At 37.2% G+C, this 18,824-nt stretch carries 21 protein-coding genes; 8 read left to right on the top strand and 13 right to left on the bottom strand.

Annotation, left to right across the window (positions count from 1 at the left end):
* Positions 1–51 precede the first annotated feature (51 nt).
* The gene (locus R2Q77_RS03755) at positions 52–453 is read right to left on the bottom strand and encodes an HYC_CC_PP family protein (protein WP_316802364.1); all 402 of its coding nucleotides are present in this window, start codon (positions 451–453) and stop codon (positions 52–54) included.
* Positions 454–546: 93 nt separating this feature from the next.
* Between R2Q77_RS03755 and R2Q77_RS03750 the strand changes: the two genes are divergently transcribed.
* The 4 genes from R2Q77_RS03750 (at position 547) to R2Q77_RS03735 (ending at position 4,311) form a co-directional block, all read left to right on the top strand.
* A complete protein-coding gene (locus R2Q77_RS03750; RefSeq protein WP_316802363.1) occupies positions 547–1,254 on the top strand; it encodes a peptidylprolyl isomerase in 708 nt (235 codons plus the stop codon).
* A gap of 14 nt (positions 1,255–1,268) precedes the next feature.
* Complete coding sequence (locus R2Q77_RS03745) at positions 1,269–2,036, top strand: exodeoxyribonuclease III (protein WP_316802362.1); 768 nt, start codon at positions 1,269–1,271, stop codon at positions 2,034–2,036.
* A gap of 72 nt (positions 2,037–2,108) precedes the next feature.
* Positions 2,109–3,347: an imidazolonepropionase gene (hutI, locus tag R2Q77_RS03740; protein ID WP_316802361.1), complete on the top strand. Its 1,239-nt coding sequence runs from the start codon at positions 2,109–2,111 to the stop codon at positions 3,345–3,347.
* Positions 3,340–4,311 carry a formimidoylglutamase gene (locus R2Q77_RS03735; RefSeq protein WP_316802360.1) on the top strand — a complete coding sequence of 324 codons (972 nt, stop codon included), beginning with the start codon at positions 3,340–3,342 and terminating at the stop codon, positions 4,309–4,311. Before hutI ends, R2Q77_RS03735 begins: the two co-directional genes overlap by 8 nt.
* Here R2Q77_RS03735 and R2Q77_RS03730 read toward each other — a convergent pair.
* From R2Q77_RS03730 to R2Q77_RS03685, 10 genes are all read right to left on the bottom strand, one after another.
* Positions 4,302–4,460, bottom strand: a complete 159-nt coding sequence (locus R2Q77_RS03730) for a hypothetical protein (protein WP_316802359.1) — start codon at positions 4,458–4,460, stop codon at positions 4,302–4,304. The two genes, R2Q77_RS03735 and R2Q77_RS03730, sit on opposite strands and share 10 nt — an antisense overlap.
* Before the next feature lie 8 nt (positions 4,461–4,468).
* Positions 4,469–5,029 carry a 5-formyltetrahydrofolate cyclo-ligase gene (locus tag R2Q77_RS03725; RefSeq protein ID WP_316802358.1) on the bottom strand — a complete coding sequence of 187 codons (561 nt, stop codon included), beginning with the start codon at positions 5,027–5,029 and terminating at the stop codon, positions 4,469–4,471.
* A 124-nt stretch (positions 5,030–5,153) separates the two neighbouring features.
* Positions 5,154–5,714 carry an elongation factor P gene (gene efp / locus R2Q77_RS03720; protein WP_316802357.1) on the bottom strand — a complete coding sequence of 187 codons (561 nt, stop codon included), beginning with the start codon at positions 5,712–5,714 and terminating at the stop codon, positions 5,154–5,156.
* Positions 5,715–6,048: 334 nt separating this feature from the next.
* Entirely contained in the window at positions 6,049–6,609 is a 561-nt protein-coding gene (gene efp, locus R2Q77_RS03715) for an elongation factor P (RefSeq protein WP_316802356.1), read from the bottom strand.
* Positions 6,610–6,954: 345 nt separating this feature from the next.
* Positions 6,955–7,578 (bottom strand): ABC transporter ATP-binding protein, encoded by a 624-nt coding sequence (locus R2Q77_RS03710; protein ID WP_316802355.1) that lies wholly within the window; start codon positions 7,576–7,578, stop codon positions 6,955–6,957.
* Positions 7,575–8,039: a GNAT family N-acetyltransferase gene (locus R2Q77_RS03705; protein WP_316802354.1), complete on the bottom strand. Its 465-nt coding sequence runs from the start codon at positions 8,037–8,039 to the stop codon at positions 7,575–7,577. Before R2Q77_RS03705 ends, R2Q77_RS03710 begins: the two co-directional genes overlap by 4 nt.
* A gap of 56 nt (positions 8,040–8,095) precedes the next feature.
* Entirely contained in the window at positions 8,096–8,881 is a 786-nt protein-coding gene (gene lpxA, locus R2Q77_RS03700; protein ID WP_131538271.1) for an acyl-ACP--UDP-N-acetylglucosamine O-acyltransferase, read from the bottom strand.
* Positions 8,881–10,293, bottom strand: a complete 1,413-nt coding sequence (locus R2Q77_RS03695; RefSeq protein WP_199157784.1) for a bifunctional UDP-3-O-[3-hydroxymyristoyl] N-acetylglucosamine deacetylase/3-hydroxyacyl-ACP dehydratase — start codon at positions 10,291–10,293, stop codon at positions 8,881–8,883. Before R2Q77_RS03695 ends, lpxA begins: the two co-directional genes overlap by 1 nt.
* Positions 10,283–11,359, bottom strand: a complete 1,077-nt coding sequence (gene lpxD / locus R2Q77_RS03690; protein ID WP_316802353.1) for a UDP-3-O-(3-hydroxymyristoyl)glucosamine N-acyltransferase — start codon at positions 11,357–11,359, stop codon at positions 10,283–10,285. Before lpxD ends, R2Q77_RS03695 begins: the two co-directional genes overlap by 11 nt.
* A gap of 122 nt (positions 11,360–11,481) precedes the next feature.
* A complete protein-coding gene (locus tag R2Q77_RS03685; protein WP_316802352.1) occupies positions 11,482–12,705 on the bottom strand; it encodes an HD domain-containing protein in 1,224 nt (407 codons plus the stop codon).
* A gap of 111 nt (positions 12,706–12,816) precedes the next feature.
* On the opposite strand from R2Q77_RS03685, the gene R2Q77_RS03680 reads away from it, so the two are divergent.
* The 4 genes from R2Q77_RS03680 to R2Q77_RS03665 all read left to right on the top strand — a co-directional run bounded on the left by R2Q77_RS03680 (position 12,817) and on the right by R2Q77_RS03665 (position 16,907).
* The gene (locus tag R2Q77_RS03680) at positions 12,817–14,370 is read left to right on the top strand and encodes a PglZ domain-containing protein (protein ID WP_316802351.1); all 1,554 of its coding nucleotides are present in this window, start codon (positions 12,817–12,819) and stop codon (positions 14,368–14,370) included.
* A 106-nt stretch (positions 14,371–14,476) separates the two neighbouring features.
* Positions 14,477–14,893 carry a tRNA (adenosine(37)-N6)-threonylcarbamoyltransferase complex ATPase subunit type 1 TsaE gene (gene tsaE, locus R2Q77_RS03675; protein ID WP_316802350.1) on the top strand — a complete coding sequence of 139 codons (417 nt, stop codon included), beginning with the start codon at positions 14,477–14,479 and terminating at the stop codon, positions 14,891–14,893.
* Positions 14,894–14,988: 95 nt separating this feature from the next.
* Entirely contained in the window at positions 14,989–16,218 is a 1,230-nt protein-coding gene (locus tag R2Q77_RS03670; RefSeq protein ID WP_316802349.1) for an alanine dehydrogenase, read from the top strand.
* Positions 16,219–16,223: 5 nt separating this feature from the next.
* On the top strand, positions 16,224–16,907 hold the full coding sequence (locus R2Q77_RS03665; RefSeq protein WP_316802348.1) for a M15 family metallopeptidase: 684 nt from the start codon (positions 16,224–16,226) through the stop codon (positions 16,905–16,907).
* Here R2Q77_RS03665 and R2Q77_RS03660 read toward each other — a convergent pair.
* Together R2Q77_RS03660 and R2Q77_RS03655 are read right to left on the bottom strand one after the other, a co-directional pair.
* The gene (locus tag R2Q77_RS03660) at positions 16,902–17,417 is read right to left on the bottom strand and encodes a phosphoglycerate mutase family protein (protein ID WP_316802347.1); all 516 of its coding nucleotides are present in this window, start codon (positions 17,415–17,417) and stop codon (positions 16,902–16,904) included. The two genes, R2Q77_RS03665 and R2Q77_RS03660, sit on opposite strands and share 6 nt — an antisense overlap.
* 119 nt (positions 17,418–17,536) lie before the next feature.
* On the bottom strand, positions 17,537–18,784 hold the full coding sequence (locus R2Q77_RS03655) for a YdcF family protein (RefSeq protein WP_316802346.1): 1,248 nt from the start codon (positions 18,782–18,784) through the stop codon (positions 17,537–17,539).
* Between the last annotated feature and the right edge of the window lie 40 nt (positions 18,785–18,824).

Genomic DNA, 18,824 nt, shown 5'->3' with positions numbered 1-18,824 from the left:
AGCCAAACTGATGCTGAAATTGCTTCAGCACGATGGAAATGCAAGAAAATCCTAATTCCTGAAAATGCAGTTGAAAATATGAAGAGAGAGCCGCGAAGATAATGGAGGCGCTTTATTGGAAATTTTACTGAAAAATTCCGGGGTGATATTGCTTAAAAATTCTAAAACCGGCGGATGCAGAAAAAGCTGGATAGAAAATAGTTTCGGCATTTGTATCTGAGCCTCTACCTGGTGACTATCTTTAACTTTAACGCTTACTTCCGTGTTTTTGCAGCAGCCATCATCTTTTTTTGATACCGGAATATCCTTACAAAGATTGCATGAAATTTCGCTGCTAAAGAAGTGGACGTTAGCAAGTTTCCCTCCACAAAAATGCAAACTCATAGCCAAACCAATAACACTAACCGCATAAAATACGGCCATAGACAGTGCTATTTTTTGTTTAACTTTCATGGATACAAAGGTATGTGAAAAAATATTGAATTAGTGATTCATTTATTTAATGAATTTCATTTTTTAATTTAATTTAGCCGAAACACCATTAAAATGAAACGATTATTATTGTTGCTATGCACATTTTCTGTGCTTTCGGCATTTGCCGCTAAACCCAAAAACCAGTACGTACGGATAAAAACCCAATACGGCGAATGTATTGTAAAGTTATATAATGAAACTCCTTTGCATAGAGATAACTTTATCAAGCTTACTAAATCTGGCTTTTACAATGGAACCTTATTTCACCGTGTAATTAAAGATTTTATGATTCAGGGCGGAGATCCGGATTCTAAAACGGCAAAACCCGATTCTCTTTTAGGTAATGGTGATGTGGGTTATACAATTCCGGCCGAATTTCGGGATAGCTTATTTCATAAAAAAGGAACCTTGGCTGCAGCACGAGATAATAATCCTGAAAAAGCATCAAGCGGATGCCAGTTTTATTTGGTGCAGGGAAAAGTTTTTACCGATGAGCAGTTGAATAACCTGGAAGAAAAACGGTTGAAGTTTAAAATTCCTGAATGGCAAAGGCAGGTTTATAAAACCATTGGGGGTACGCCACACCTGGATCGGAATTATACCGTTTACGGAGAAATTGTTGTGGGCTTGGATATGGTTGATAAAATTGCAGCTTTAACCACTGACGGGAACAACAGACCAAAAGAAGATGTAAAAATGGAGATTTCACTTTTGAAAAAAAGGGAAGCAAAAAAGCTGGAAAAGCAACTTTTACAGGAATCGATAAAAGTTAAATCTTAAACCAGTAAAATTAAATGAAGATTATTTCTTATAACGTTAATGGGATTCGTGCCGCAAGTACTAAAAACTTTTTTGGCTGGTTGCAGGCAACCAATGCTGATATGATTTGTTTGCAGGAAGTTAAAGCTTTGCCCGTTCAAATTCCTGAAATCATTGCTTTAATTGAGCAATTGGGCTATCATCATTACTGGTTTCCGGCCGAAAAAAAAGGCTATAGCGGCGTGGCCATCCTTACAAGGGTAAAACCAAACCATGTTGAATATGGTTGCGGAGAAGAATGGATTGATAAGGAAGGCAGAATATTAAGGGCAGATTTTGATGATTTTTCCTTAATGAGCTTATACATGCCCTCAGGCTCAAGTGGAGATGAACGCCAGGTGAAAAAGTACGAATTTATGCGTTTCTTTGATCAGTATATTGGAAGCCTGCGCAAAGAAATCCCAAATTTAATTGTTAGCGGAGATTATAATATTTGCCATACTGCCATTGATATCCATAACCCAAAATCGAATGCAAATTCTTCAGGCTTTTTGCCCCAAGAAAGGGAATGGATGCAACTGTTTTTGGAAAATGGCTTTATAGATGCTTTCCGTCATTTTAATAAAGATCCCCATCATTATACCTGGTGGAGTTACCGGGCAGGTTCGAGAGGTAAAAACCTGGGTTGGCGTATTGATTACCATTTAGCAACAAAGCCAATGGAAAAACGTTTAAAAAATGTTAGAATCCTTGCAGATGCGATACATTCAGACCATTGCCCTGTTCTTTTAGAAATAGAATAGTATTGGATATAAAATTTAGAATGGTTTGAATCCCTTGCTTTTTTATAACCGCAACTTATAACACCTAACCAAATGCTAATCATAAATATAAAAGGCCTTGTTGGCTTGCATGGTAAAGAAAAATTAGTTCTTTCAGGAAACGAAATGGCAAATTTGCCTGTTTTGGAAAATGCCTGGCTTTTAATCGAAAATGATTTAATAAAAGATTTTGGAACCATGGAGCAATTGCCGGCTTCTGTTTCGGGCATACCCGCCATTGATGTGCAGGGAAAATATGTTTTTCCTTCCTGGTGCGATAGTCATACGCACATTGTGTTTGCTGCATCGCGCGAAGAAGAATTTGCCATGAAAATTGAAGGTAAAAGTTATGAAGAAATTGCCGCTGCGGGTGGTGGAATTTTAAATTCTGCCCGTAAATTGCAAATTGCCACAGAAGAGGAATTGTTTAAAAGCGCATCCAACAGATTACAACAAATGATTATGTTGGGTACTGGTGCTGTTGAAATTAAAAGCGGTTACGGCTTAACGGTAGAAAGTGAATTGAAAATGCTGCGGGTTATCCAACGTTTAAAACAGCGGTTTCCAATTCCGGTTAAAGCAACATTTTTAGCTGCGCATGCTTATCCAAATGCTTACAAGGATAATCACAAAGGTTATATCAATTTAATTGTTGACGAAATGCTGCCTAAAATTGCTGCAGAGAACCTTGCAGATTACATCGATGTTTTTTGTGAAAAGGGATTCTTTTCTGTTGAGGAAACCGATCTGATTTTGCAGGCTGGTGCAAGATATGGGCTTAAACCAAAAATCCATGCCAATCAGTTGTCCGTTTCAGGCGGAGTAGAGGTTGGTGTTAAAAATAAAGCCGTTTCAGTTGATCATCTGGAAGAAACAGACGAAAATGTAATCAACAGCCTAAAAAATACAACAACCATTGTAACCTTATTGCCGTCGTGCTCGTTTTACTTAGGCATTCCATTTGCCAATGCAAAAGGGTTTATTGCTGCAAATTTACCAATGGCGCTGGCTACAGATTATAATCCGGGTTCAACACCTTCAGGGAATATGAATTTTGTGGTTTCGCTGGCCTGCATAAAAATGAAATTACTGCCCGAGCAAGCTATAAATGCGGCATCTTTAAATGGAGCAGCAGCAATGGAACTCAGTGCAGATTTTGGAAGCATTGCGATTGGTAAAAAAGCAAACTTATTTATCACCAGGCCAATGCCGTCAGTGGCTTATTTGCCTTATAGTTTTGGGCAGCCACAGATAGAAACGGTTATTTTAAACGGAAAAATTTACAATGGATAGTTTTAAACTATACAATCAGGAAGAGATCAACAAACTCCTTATTTATAGGGAAGGAGAGGTAAAACTTGCTGAAAAAGTACAGGTAGTTAATGCTTTGGATGAAATCAAATCATCGACGGCTAAATTTGTTTTATTGGGCATTCCGGAAGATATTGGTGTGCGGGCAAATTATGGCAATGCGGGGGCAGCTTCTACCTGGAAACCAGGTATTGTGGCTATTCTTAATATTCAGAGTAATAAATTTCTTCGTGGCGATGAACTTTTGGTTTTAGGCCATTTTGAAATTGAAGAACCCAACGATGCCTCTGTTGAAGGTTTAAGAAATAAAGTAGCAGATATAGACAACCTCGTTTATCCGGTGATTGAAAAAATTGTGGCCGCGGGTAAAATCCCAATTGTAATTGGTGGCGGGCATAATAATGCTTACCCAATTATTAAAGGATCGTCTCTCGCTTTAAAAAAGCCAATTGATGTAATTAACGTTGATGCGCATGCTGATTTAAGGGCCATGGAAGGCCGGCACAGTGGAAACGGGTTTACTTATGCCTTAAAAGAAGGCTTTTTAAATCATTATTCTATTTTTGGATTGCATCAAAATTATAATAATGAAACCATTCTAAATCAAATTGAGGAAGACCCGAAATTAGATGCAGTGTTTTTTGATGATGTTTTGAAAGGAAGTGATCATATGGGTTTGCTTTCTAAATTAAGCGGCCATACTGGCCTGGAGGTTGATCTGGATTGTATTCAAAATGTACTTTCCAGTGCAGAAACCCCTTCTGGATTTGCTGTAAACGACATCAGGAAATTAATATTAACCGGAAATAAAAATTATACATACCTCCATTTAACCGAAGGCGCATCCAGAATGATTGATGGACGGGTAAATAAGTTGACCTCTAAATTAATTGCCTATCTGGTGAGTGATTTTATTAAGGCGCAACAGTTGCAGCACTACAAATGATCAGCCTCGTATTTTTCTCCAGCTTTTAACATTAATTCAATCTGCTTTAGGTCTTCAGGTGTTAGTTCTTCCTTTTCCTGTAATTCAAAAACAGCAATCATATTATCCTCGTATTGTTTTTCTGTTTTGATAACGATTTCCTTTTCCATGACTGTGTTTAAAAAGCTAAAATTTGAGTGGGTGTAATACAAAAATCCAATCGGATGTCATTTTCATGAACATCATCTATTTTATCGATTGCCGCGCTCAAAGATAAGCCTATTTTCTGAGTATCTATATTTTGTAAAAACCGGTCGTAAAAGCCTTTGCCGTAACCAACCCGATAACCATTTTGATCAAAAGCGAGTAAAGGAACAATCACCATGTCAATTTCATCTTCATACAAACCTCCTTTTTGCGGTTCAAGGATGTTGTAAAGGTTTTTCTTTAAATCATCAAATCCAATATACTCATGGTTGGTCATTAAAGCCGTTTCAAAATCGGCACGGGGCACAATAATTTTAATTTCAGAATGATTTTTTTGCATCCAGTCAATCAGAATAAAAGTATTGGGTTCTCTTTTTTCCGCGATAGGTAAAAAGATGTGGAGTGTTTTAATTTTGGTAAAATCAAGCTGTTTAAACTGATTTAAGAGCTTGTTGTTTAGGGCGACGTATTCGTTTTCATTTAACGCCAGACGTTCTTTAAGGGCTTGCTTTCTGATCTCTGCTTTCAGCATAATAACAAAGTTAAATAATAAAATATACTGTCTGGCCTTTATGTCTCATTTGTGCATTGTATTGCATAAAAAAGCCTTTAAAGTTAAATCTTTAAAGGCTTTCAGTAATCTTGTTGCGGTAAAATTATTTTACGCGCTCCACGTATTCCCCTGTGCGGGTATCAATTTTAATTTTGTCTCCTTGGTTAACAAACATTGGAACTTTAACTTCAACACCATTTTCAAGTGTAGCTGCTTTTAGTGCATTTGTAGAAGTATCACCTTTAACAGCAGGCTCTGAATACGTAATTTCAAATTCAGCAAAGTTTGGTAATTGAGCCATAATCGCTTCATCGCTTTCCATTGAAACAATAATGTTCATGCCTTCTTTTAAAAACTTTATGGCATTGCCAAACAAAGCTTTTTCAACGTTAAACTGCTCGTAACTGTTGTTGTCCATTACCACCAAGTAATCACCTTCTTCGTATAAATATTGGTAATCATTAGTTTCTACGCGACAGATTTCTACAGCCTCGTCGGTATTCATACGAGCTTCAACAATTCTTCCTGATTTAATGTTGCGGAATTTACCAGTGTAAAATGCGCCGCCTTTTCCTGGTGTACGGTGATTCCATTCGTCAACAGTAACCAGTTCGTTGTTTATACGAAGAATGTTACCGGTTTTTATTTCTGATGCTTTTGCCATATTGTGTTATCCTGATTTGGATTTTATATTTCAGTTTTTCGTGTCGGCAAAGGTAAAATTATTTTAGTAAAAATATAGCGCAAATTCTTTGTGTTCTGCATTTATTAGCCTGTTTTATAGATGCATTGGGTTTTTAAAGAATTTGGAAAGGACTGTTCTGTGTTCCATCGGCTATTAAAGTCCCGCTTTTCCTCCTGCCCCAATAAAAAAACCGGGGCATCCGTACAATCAGGTTTAGGGTTGTAAATCCAGTTTTACTATACCGGGTTGCAATAAGCAATAAAAAATGCCTTTGAATTTCTCCAAAGGCATTTCAACTATTTTGTGAACCGAATTATTTAACCCGTTCTATATAGTCGCCTGTTTTTGTGTCTACTTTAACTTTATCGCCCTGATTGATAAACAAGGGCACCCTGATTTCGGCACCCGTTTCAACAGTGGCATATTTTTGTGCACTGGTAGAAGTATCCCCTTTAACGGCAGGTTCTGAATAGGTAATTTCCAGTTCAACACTGTTTGGTAATTGCGCAACAATCGGCTCTTCGCTTTCAAAGGCAATGGTAACGTTCATACCTTCTTTAAGAAACTTTACAGCCGTACCGAAAAGTAATTTCGGGATATTGTATTGCTCAAAAGTATTGTTGTCCATCACCACTAAATAATCACCATCTTCATATAAATACTGATAATCGCTGGTTTCAACCCGGCAAATGGTTACTTCTTCATCAGTACGGAAACGGTATTCAACTATTTTTCCTGTTTTTACATTTCTCATCCGAGCCTGATAAAATGCCCTTAAATTTCCTGGCGTGCGGTGGATATATTCTTCTACACTTACCAAATCTCCGTTAAAACGAAGAACATTTCCGCTTTTTACTTCTGATGCTTTTGCCATGTTTTATTAGAAATACTTTTGTTTTAATTCGATTTTGAATTCAAAGGTAAAAAAATTAACAAAAAAGCTAATATAAAAGAAATGCCTTTGGGAACCACTCCAAAGGCATAATCAACCTAAACCTCAAACTAAACTATGAAAAAATTTTTTGCCTTTTACAGCTGTATATTTTGATTCTGCAATGCAGAAATAAATTCGTTTCCTGGAAGAGAATTGTTTAATAAATGTTTCTCTTTTTGGTGGTGCAAAGGTAAGAACTATTTATTAATTACAAAATATTTTTTTAAAAAAATATTTATAATACAAATGTATGACAAAACAGACGTTTAGAAGGAGAATTGATTTTTAGGTAAATTGCTTGTAGTCAGATATTTGAATGGTTTCTGAGCAGAATTCGTATTCCTGGATTTGATTTGAACCAATTATCGTTAACCTGTCTTTTGAAAAATTTTCAATCAATTCGCGGTACCAATTTATCCCTTGAACGTCTAAATTGCTGGTTGGTTCATCTAAAAATAAAATTGGGGTGTTGGCGCAACAAGCAAGAGCAAGTTTGGTTCTTTGCTTCATTCCTGATGAAAAATACTTAATTTCTTTATTTGCCGATTTTTCCAAACCCAGGATGGTAATTAGTTCTTTCGCGTTTACACCCTCAGCATAATCTTTAAACTTAAAATGGAATTCAATAATTTCTTTTAAGGTAAATGTTTCAACAAGTTCTAAGTATGGTGCTGCAAGACTAATGTGCTGGTAAATATTTTCTACAGGAATTTCTTTTGTTGTATGGTAGGTAATGTCTCCTTCTGATGGGGTTAAACTTCCAGTTAAAACACTTAGCAAGGTAGATTTACCTGAGCCATTGGGGCCCAAAATGGCATAGCTTTTTCCCGTTACAAACTCCGTGCTCAAATTTTTGAAAATCCACTCTTTGTTAAATCTTCTGCCAACGTTGTTTAAGCTAATTTTCATCCGAGGCTTAAAGTTTTAGACATACAAACGCTGTTTGCCACGCCGATGTATTGACCGTAATTAGGTATAATGCTGTAACCAGCCTTTTGATATAACGCTATGGCTTCGGGTTGTTTTTTGCCGGTTTCGAGCATTGTGGCAGAAAAACCTATTTCCGTTGCCCAGTTTTCCAGTTCGGTAACAATTTTAGCTGCTATACCTTTATTTCGGTTGTCTGGATGCACAAACATCCTTTTTACTTCGGCTTCTGTGGCAGAAAAGGGTTTTATCGCGCCACAGCCAACCGGTGTTTCGTTTTGATAAGCCACAACCACTTCTTTAATGGCATCAACTTTATTAAACTGGGCGTAAAAAGCATGTTCATCGCCATCTCTAAGGGCTAAATCCTGATCCAGCAAAGCAACCAATTGTCTAAAATCGGCGTTATCTGAGTTGGTTCTGATTAGCGTTAAAGTAGCCATGAACATGTTATACTTATTTTTTATCTGTGCTTTGGTCTTTTACCTTTGGCTCTAAATTAGCTTCCCATGCCAAAGCCCTTCATTACACCGCGGTTTGAATTGCGGATGAAATCAACAATTTCATCACGGATTTCCGTTGGTTTAAATTCGGCTTCGATCATATCCAAAGCTTTGGTTACATTGTTGTGTTTTACAAAAAGAACACGGTAAATTTCCTGAATTTCATCAATTTGCTCGTTTGTAAATCCTCTTCTACGCAGGCCTACAGAATTAATACCGGCATAAGAAAGAGGTTCGCGTGCGGCCTTAACATAAGGAGGAACATCTTTACGAACTAATGAACCACCAGTTACAAAAGCGTAAGAACCTACTTTAACAAACTGGTGAATGGCTACTAAGCCCGCTAAAACAACATTGTTGCCTATGGTAATGTGGCCGGCTAAAGTGGTGCTGTTAGAGAAAATACAGTTATTGCCAACTTCACAATCGTGTGCAATGTGAGAATAAGCCTGAATTAGACAGTTACTTCCAATGGTTGTTTTCCATTTGTCTTTTGTACCTCTGTTAATGGTTACGCATTCTCTGATAGTGGTGTTATCGCCAATTTCGGCCGTTGTCACCTCGCCTGCGAATTTTAAATCCTGAGGCTCGCCGGATATTACAGCGCCCGGAAAAATGCGGCAGTTTTTACCAATACGCGCACCATCCATAATGGTTACGTTAGAACCAATCCAGGTGCCTTCTCCAATCTCCACATCCTTATGTATGACTACAAAAGGTTCGATTACTACGTTTTCGGCAATTTTAGCCTGGGGATGTATATATGCTAATGGTTGTATCATTATTGTGCAGGTTCTGTTTGTTTAATTTTAGAAATTTGGGCCATCATTTCGGCCTCTACAACAATCTTTTCGCCAACCATACCAACACCTTTCATCTGTGCAATACCTCTTCTGATGGGTTCTAATAAATCGCAACGGAAAACAATGGTATCTCCAGGAAGCACTTGCGCCCTGAAACGTACGTTGTCTATTTTTAAAAAGTAAGTTAAGTAATTTCTTGGATCAGGAACGGTACTTAAAACTAAAATCCCGCCTACCTGGGCCATAGCCTCAATCTGAATAACGCCAGGAAAAACCGGTGCACCTGGGAAATGGCCTTTAAAGAACTCTTCGTTCATGGTTACGTTTTTAACGCCTACTACATGGTTTTTTGAAAGTTCTAAAATTTTATCTACAAATAAAAAGGGTTGACGATGAGGCAAAATGTCCATGATCTGAACAACGTCGTACAATGGTTTTGCGCTTGGATCGTACACTTTTTGTATTTTTTTGTTTTTCTCTTTTTTAATGGCTGCTTTTATCTTTTTCGCAAAAGCAACATTAGCGGCATGGCCAGGACGTGCGGCCATGATATGGCCTTTAAGGTGCATACCTACCAAAGCCAAATCGCCAATCATATCTAAAAGTTTATGGCGGGCAGGTTCGTTTTGGTAGCGCAACTCCATATTGTTTAGTATACCTTGTGGGGCAACATCAATATCGGCACGGTTAAATAATTTTGCAAGATGGTTTAATTCATCTTTGGTTACTTCTTTATCCACAATAACAATGGCGTTATTTAAATCGCCACCTTTTATCAGGTTATGCTGCAGCTGATATTCCAATTCGTGTAGAAAGCAGAATGTGCGGCAAGAAGCAATTTCTTTTTTAAACTCTGCAATGGTACTAATGCCAGCGTGCTGACTGCCCAATACGGGAGAGTTATAATCGATCATGCAGGTAAACCGGTAGTCGTCTAATGGCATTGCCACAATCTCTACTTTTCTATCTGCTTCGGTGTAGGTAATGTTATGCGGAATGGTAAAATACTCACGATCGGCATTTTGTTCAATGGCACCAACTTCTTCCAGCAAATCAATAAACTGAATAGAACTGCCATCCATAATTGGTGTTTCAGGGCCGTCAAGTTTGATTAAAACGTTATCCAGGTCCATGCCAATTAGCGAAGCCATAACATGCTCTACAGTGCTTACACTGGCGCCATTTTGGGTAAGCGTAGTGCCGCGGGATGTATCGGTTACATTGTCTGCATCGGCCTCAATAATGGGATGACCATCAAGATCGATACGTTGAAATTTGAAGCCATGATTCTCTGGCGCAGGGCAAAAGGTAAGGGTAACATTTGCTCCGGTATGTAAACCAACACCAGATACAGATGTTTCTTTTTTAATCGTTTTTTGTCTAACGTTCATTGTGTATTGTATTCTTTTCCAACTCGGATGTAAGTTTTTTTAGTTCTTCCTCAAGCGCATTAATTCTTTTTTCAACGTCAGGAAGATGTTTGAAAATTACTGAGGCACGCATCCAGTTACGTAAAGGTTGGGCAGGGCTACCGTGCCATTGTTTATTTTCTTCTGTTATATTAAAGTTGATTCCAGCCTGGGCACCAATTTGAGTACCTTTTGCTAAGCTTAAATGGCCTGCAATGCCCACCTGACCACCGATTACACTGTTAGCACCAATTTTTGTGCTTCCAGATACGCCCGATTGAGCAGCTAAGACGGTGTTTTCGCCAATTTCGGCATTGTGTGCAATTTGTATCAGATTATCGATTTTTGCGCCTTTTTTTATGGTTGTAGAGCCCATTGTAGCTCGGTCTACCGTAGTATTGGCACCAATTTCAACATCATCTTCAATAATTACATTGCCAATTTGCGGTATTTTGTTGTAAGTGCCATCCTTTTGTGGTGCAAAACCAAATCCATCGCTACCAATTACGGTATTTGAATGGATAACCACGCGATCTCCAATAATGGAATTGTGGTAAATTTTAACACCCGGAAAAAACGTACAGTTATTGCCAATTTTAGAGTTGGCACCGATAAAAGTTTGTGTTTTTATTTTGGTCCCATCTGCAATCTCCACATTTTCCGCTATGTAAGAAAAAGCGCCGATAAATACGTTCTTGCCAATTTTAGCAGATGGATCTACATAAGCCAGCTTATCAACCCCCGACTGTTCTGACTGGGCATTTACGGCCTCGTTGTATTTATCCAGTAAAACGGTAAAAGAACTATAAGGATTATCAACACGTATTAAAGTGCTGGTATATTCTTGCGTAGGATTAAAATCTTTAGAGACAATAACCACAGATGCCTGTGTAGAGTACAAAAAGTTTTCATATTTAGGATTGGAAAGAAAAGACAAAGAGCCTTCTTTCCCATCTTCTATCTTTGAGAGTTCTGTTACAGCTACATCTGGGTTGCCATCAATGGAACCGTTTAAAAACTCGCTTATCTGCTTGGCAGTAAATTGCATCGTACAAAGGTAAATGTTAAATTGATATGAACAAAAAAACCTGTTAGGGTTAATGAGTGTATATTTTACACAATAATAAGACTAAAAACGGCAGTTAAAGTTAAATATTTTGTTAAAAAGGCTTAAATCCCTCTGGGGTAGCAGAGAATGTATTTCTCTACCGTTTTTTGTAACGACTCCAGATTTGATAAATCAGAAGCTTTTGCAATGTCTACAATATCGTTATTTTTCATCAAAATTTTAATATTCCCAACTCCGGCATTGTATGCACGGTTTTTTATGGACTCTGTAAATACAAAATACCGAGCTTCTTCCGGGCGAATACCCAGTAAATTTACGGCTGCATTTTGCAAAAATTGAATCCTGCCTTCATTGGCCATCTCATTTCCCATTTCCACTTTATATAAATTTCTTGAGGTTAGCATTTTGCATAAAGTAGACAGTATTTTATCCGCATGTTTAGCCCAAACTTTTACAGCGGCATAAATATCCTGATCGTCTAAATTGGTAAAATGCTCTATATGGGTTTGGCCATTAAAAAAATCATCTTCGTTAATATTGTTTTTAAGAAAATGATTTAAAGATGGAGAAGCAAAAAGATCATAACCCTCAACAGATAGCTGTTTAGCCCTTTCGAGTATTTTAACTAAAAGCATTTCTCCAGAAATAACTGTTTTATGCAAGTAAACCTGCCAATACATCAACCTGCGGGCAATTAGAAATTTTTCTATGGAATAAATGCCTTTTTCTTCAATTACCAGGTCATCATCATAAACGTTAAACATTTTAATAATCCGGTCGAAACTAATTACACCCTCACTTACACCGGTAAAAAAGCTGTCCCGGTTCAGATAATCCATTCTATCTAAATCCAGCTGGCCGGATATAAGCTGATGAAGAAACTTTTTTGGATGTGTACCATTAAAAACCGCTATAGCCTGTGTTAATTTTCCGTCAAAGTGTGCATTTAATTCCTGCATTAACCTGGTCGAAATGTCTTCGTGTTTTATTCCGGTTACCAAAGAATGTTCAAGTGCATGCGAAAAAGGACCATGCCCGATATCGTGTAGTAAAATGGCTAAAGTTGCAGCTTCTTCTTCCTCAGCAGAAATAGAATGTCCTTTGCTTCTTAATATCTCTATTGCCAGATTCATTAAATGCATAACACCCAACGCGTGGTGAAAACGCGTGTGTAAGGCACCCGGATAAACCAAATGCGTCATGCCAAGTTGCTTGATGTAGCGCAAACGCTGAAAATACGGATGAGATATAACATCGTAAACCAACTCGGACGGTATGCTTATGAATCCGTAAACCGGATCATTTATTATTTTCTTCTTATTCAATCGTTAAAAATAGTTAAATAGACAGATACGGTACAAAAATTGCTATTTTTATTTATACTTTAATTTGCCTGCAAATATATAACGGCAATATTCACCTATTTTTACAATAACATGCAAGAAACTAAAATATTATGGGCCGATGATGAAATCGACCTGTTAAAACCCCATATATTATTACTGAATGATAAAGGTTACAATGTAACTACTTTTACAAACGGTAACGATGCCCTTGAAGCTTTTGGCAAGGCACATTTTGATCTTGTTTTTTTAGATGAAAATATGCCTGGAATGAGTGGTATTGAAACGCTTTCTGCGATTAAAAATTTAAATCCCGATGTACCTGTTGTTTTAATTACTAAAAGTGAAGAAGAAAACCTGATGGAAGATGCCATCGGCAGTAAAATTGATGATTATTTGATTAAACCGGTAAACCCTAAACAGGTTTTACTAACCATAAAAAAACTTATTGATAACAAACGTTTAGTAAGTGAAAAAACTTCCATGGCTTACCAGCAGGATTTTAGACGTTTGGGTATGACCCTGGGTGATAAATTAAGCTACGAAGAATGGGTTGACGTTTATAAAAAGATCGTTTTCTGGGAACTGGAGCTGGAAAAGCTGGACGATCCGCAGATGCATGAAATTTTAACCATGCAAAAGCAAGAGGCCAATACACAGTTTTCTAAATTTATAGAAGAGCATTATTTAAACTGGATTAAAGAAAAGGATAAAGCGCCATTGCTTTCTAATGAGTTATTAAAGAAAAAAGCTTTTCAACACATTAATGATACCACTCCGGTATTTTTTATTTTGATTGATAACCTTCGTTACGATCAGTGGAAAATTATAAACCCCTTAATTTCCGAATATTTCAGGATTGATGAGGAAGATATGTATACCAGTATTTTGCCTACGGCCACGCAGTATGCGCGTAATGCAATTTTTTCTGGTTTAATGCCTTTGGAAATGGAAAAACGTTTTCCGAGCTTATGGCAAAATGATGATGATGAAGGTGGTAAAAACATGCATGAGGAGGCTTTTTTAGCCGATAACATTAAACGCAATTTAAGGAAGGACTGCAAATTCAGCTACAATAAAATTTTAACTTTTGAACAGGGAAAAGATTTGGTTGATCAAACCAATAACTTGCTGAAAAATGATTTTAATGCAATTGTTTTCAACTTTGTTGATATGTTAAGCCATGCCCGTACCGATATGCAAATGATTCGTGAACTGGCAAATGATGATGCGGCTTACCGTTCATTAACTTTATCGTGGTTTGAACATTCTCCTTTATTTGATTTATTGAAGAAAATTTCACAGAAAAAAGTTAAGGTAATTATCACTACCGATCACGGAACCATTCGCGTTAAAAAACCAGTTAAAGTAATTGGCGATAGAAGCACGAATACCAATTTAAGGTACAAACAAGGTAGGAATTTAAATTTCAACGCTAAAGAAGTTTTCTTGATTAAGAATCCTCACGATGCCTTATTGCCAAAAATAAACATCAGCAGCAGCTATATTTTTGCCAGGGAAGATAGTTACTTTGTTTACCCGAATAATTACAACCAGTTTGTTAATTATTACAATGAAACTTTCCAGCATGGCGGAATTTCACTTGAGGAAATGATTATCCCGGTTGTAACTTACTCGCCAAGATAGATAATCGTCAACCCAAATTCAATTCTGAATCTGTTTAATTCGAATTGTAGAGATAAGGCAAAAGCAATGCAATTATTGTATTACTTTTGCCTTTTATTCTTTTAAAATGAAATTAGAAGTTAGAAGTTTAGCCGATTTGCCAGGGGTTGCCCATCAACTTTTGGATTTTGCAGGCAATCAAAAGATTTTCATCTTTGAAGGTGATATGGGTGCCGGAAAAACCACTTTTATAAAAGTTTTTTGCGAGGCATTAGGCATTAAAGATGTGGTAAGTAGCCCTACTTACTCCATTGTAAACGAATACGAGGGGGTAAACGGGCCGGTTTATCATTTTGATTTTTATAGAATAAAGGATATTCGAGAAGCCTACGATTTAGGTTACGAAGAATATTTTTATGGCAACGGAACGTGTTTAATTGAATGGCCGGAAAGGGTAGAGGAGTTGTTACCTGATCATTTTATAAAAATAGAAATTGCAATTATTGATGAAAGTCAAAGAACGATAACGTTTTCTTCAATATAATCTCTAATATTAGGTTGATTGCTATTTAGTTACCTAAGTTTTAGGAGATTTTCCGTATCTTCATCAACCTAAAATAAATAAAACATTTAACAATCATGGCTACAGGATTAAGAGAAGGAATGGCCGATATAGCCCGTCAGGGTTTACTTCAAACTCAGGAAGCAACGCTGGAAACCAGGAATAAAAAGAACCATCTTAATATAGGTATTCCTAAAGAAATTTCTTTTCAGGAGAACCGAATTGCTTTAACCCCTTTATCTGTTGCTTTACTGGTTAATAACGGACACCGAGTAATATTGGAAAGCGGAGCCGGTATAGCAGCTAATTTTACGGATAGCGAATATGCAGAGCAGGGGGCGAAAATAGCTTACGATAAAAAAGAAGTTTTTGATTCAGACATTCTGGTTAAAATTGCGCCACCCATGCTCGAGGAAATCGCCATGATGCATAAAGGGCAAACTTTAATCTCTTCTTTGCAAACCGGAACTTTAAAGCAGGATTATCTGAAAGCATTAATGCATAAAAAAATTAATGCTTTGTGTTTTGAGCACCTGCGTGATGAAGGGAATGTATTGAGTGTAGTTAGGGCCATGAGTGAAATTGTAGGCTCAACTTCTATATTAATTGCGGCAGAGTACCTGAGTAATGTAACCGGAGGGAAAGGTTTAATGTTGGGGGGCTTTACCGGTGTACCGCCAACTGAGATTGTAATTTTGGGTGCTGGCACAGTGGGTGAGTATGCTGCGAGAACGGCTTTGGCTTTGGGTGCAGAGGTTAAAGTTTTTGACAGCTCAATTTATCGGTTACGCAGATTACAAAATAATTTAGGCAATAGCAGGGTATTTACTTCGGTGATGCAGCCAATTGTTTTAAATAAAGCTATTGTTACCTGCGATGTTGTTATTGGAGCCATCCGTGCAACTCATGGAAGAAGCCCCTGTATTGTTATGGAAGAAACCGTTGCCAGAATGAAACCACATTCTGTTGTAATAGATGTAAGCATAGATCAGGGAGGGTGTTTTGAAACGTCGGAGGTAACCAATCATACCAATCCTGTTTTTAGAAAATACGACGTAATCCATTATTGTGTGCCCAATATTGCTTCGAGGGTTCCGAGAACGGCTTCTTATGCGCTAACCAATATTTTTGCCCCTATTTTGCTTGAAATAGGCGATTCCGGAGGCTTAATGAATATGGTTTGGAATAATCCGGGCATTCGCGAAGCTTTATATATTTATCAGGGTAACGTAACAAGTAAAGATTTGGCCGATATGTTTAATTTACCATTTAAAGATTTGGAGCTGTTGGTGGTTTCTAATCAATAACAAATATGAAACTTGGCTTTTTAACCTTATTTGTATTTTTCTCGCTTTGCGTTGGTGCACAGAATAAACCTGTAGCAAAACAAAAACTGGTGGTTGTAAATTCTTACAATCAATATTTGGCTTCTGTAAAAACAAATCCGAATAATGAACTGGTGGAAATTAAGAAAGCGATCCCAAACATTAAGCTTGATATTCGTTATGCAACAACGAATAACTTTATGAAGCAGATTATGTATAAGCAAGCCAGGGCTTTTGCCCGAAAACCAGTTGTAGAATCTTTAAAAAAGATTCAGGCAGATTTGAATAAAAAAGGATATGGCTTAAAAATTTTTGATGGTTACCGGCCATATGCCATTACAGTAGCCTTTTATAAAAAAGCAAGTGATAAAAACTTTGTGGCAAACCCAAATAAAGGCTCAAAGCATAACAGAGGGTGTGCGGTAGATTTAACCTTAATTAATTTAAAAACAGGTAAGGAAATTGCCATGCCAGCGCCTTATGATAGTTTTGCAGCTGCCGCAGCTGCCAATTATGAAAACGTTAGCCCTGAACTAAAAAAGAACCGTGATTTTTTAATCGCTGCAATGCAGAAACATGGATTTAAGGTCCTGTCAAATGAGTGGTGGCATTTTGATTTTAACGGTTGGCAAAACTATGATCTTATGGATATTCCATTCGAAAAATTATAAATGATGCGGTCTGCCGTACTGGTCCATTTTAACCTTTGTGTTATTTCCTTTTAAAGTTAAATGAAAAATATAATCGTAATCATCGTCGGTTAATTCTTCTTTTGGTCTCTTTCCGCCAAAAGCATCAATCAATTCTAAAACGGTATTGGAATGACCAGTGATAATAACTGTTTTTCCAGCAAAATTCTTTTTAATATTCTCTACCAGTTCTTTAGGTTCGGTTACATTATAATCTGTAATGGTAATTTTATTTTTCGCGATTAGCGAGTCTAAAGTTTGGCGTGTTCTATTGTAAGGGGTACTAAATGCAGCGTCAAATTTTTCCTTTTTCAAAAACCTATTTAAGTCGCCTGCCCTTATTTTTCCTTCGTCAGATAGGTTTGGATTCTTATCTGCAGGATTTGCCTTATCTTTTTCCGCATGTCTTACAATCCAGACTTCGGTTGTTTGCGCAAAAACAAACGAAGAAAATATAAGCGTTAAAGAGAGGAGGAGCAAAAGCTTTTTCATGGGATATTTTGATTTTCAGTAATTAAACAATCACAAGCATATTGGCTGGTATTTTGAATATACTTATTGCATGGTATAAATATTGAAAAATATATCCGTAAAATTTAATTTATCCTCAGTTAAGGGTCAAGAGGTTCATCAAAATCAATTTGCAATGACATTGAGTTGGGGTAAAACTCAAGAGCGGTGTCTGATAATCGCTTACCATTTTTATAGGGTTCGTAGCCGAGTTCTTTAATGCAGCGTGGCATCATCAGCTCGCTAATATAAAAACTTTGCGATTTAACGGTTACCACCAGGCCGGGTTTTTCCATTGGGATATTGTATCTGAAAATAAGCCTTGCTGCATTTCTTAAGTTGGTTGAGGTATGCCTTGCATGCGGCTCCATAATAATCGCACTTTCAGGGATTTGCAGGTTTTGCATCAGAAACTTTTTCATTTCGAAGGCTTCGCTATATTTGGTTTTATAAGGATGTACCCTGCCCCCCGATACCATAATAAAAGGTGCAACGCCTTTACTAAATTGTTCAGCGGCTAACCTGCACCGCAGCATTCCACCGGCACTTAATGCTGTAGCTTGCTCTTCAGGCCCTTCGCCGGGCACCAATATTAAACTGTATTTATAAGCCGAAAAATTTGTTTTGGCAATGGCAGCAACAGCCGCTTTATTTACTGTACTTACCATAGGCTCAAAGTCTGCAGCATCGTTTCGTTCATTAATTTCCAAGGCAACTAATGCAAATTGCAAAGTAGGTTCAAAAAATAAAGTATTTTTAGTACTCAGGCTTAGTATTGCATTGGTGTTTACCAGTTCGGGGTAGCTTTTGTCTTTTACATTAAAACCAATAGAGTCTATTCTTGGATAGTTTGGTTTTTGTCCGTCTACATAAACATCTATTGTATAATTAAGCGCTTTGGCATCCTGCTCCCAGGCTTTTTGAATCATTTCTTTTGGCTCTAAATTTTCATATAAAGCATAGCAACCTGATGGGAGAAGCTGATTTTTAAACAGCAATCCCAGCTCATTTTGTGGTTTTAACAATTCTGCCAATCGTTTGCCAACCAGGTTAATTTCATCATCACTAAATTTAATTGCAGTAGTTAAACATTTAACCTCATTGGAGCAGTTTTTAGTGGAAGCAGAAATCTTATCCCTTTTGGTTTTAAAGAAGGCTTTTAATTCAGCGTCACTTTCAAGAAGTTTTTTTACGGCAATATCTTTTTGAAACAGGGTAAGCAGGTAATAATTTTTGTATTGAACAGCATTAGAGGTGTTTTGTAGCCGATAGCCTTTTTGTGCTTTGTTTTGTGCTGATGTGGTCAGTGAAATTATCCAGCAAAAAATCAGTAAGAAGTATACTTTCATGGTGTTAAATTAGGCGCTTAAAGGTATTTAAAAGAAAAGG

It is taken from the genome of Pedobacter nototheniae, assembly GCF_032678625.1.
In the GTDB taxonomy this organism is placed as follows: Bacteria; Bacteroidota; Bacteroidia; order Sphingobacteriales; family Sphingobacteriaceae; genus Pedobacter; species Pedobacter nototheniae_A.
The sequence above is the reverse complement of the archived record's forward strand: the minus strand, read 5'-3'. Positions and strand labels throughout refer to the sequence as shown.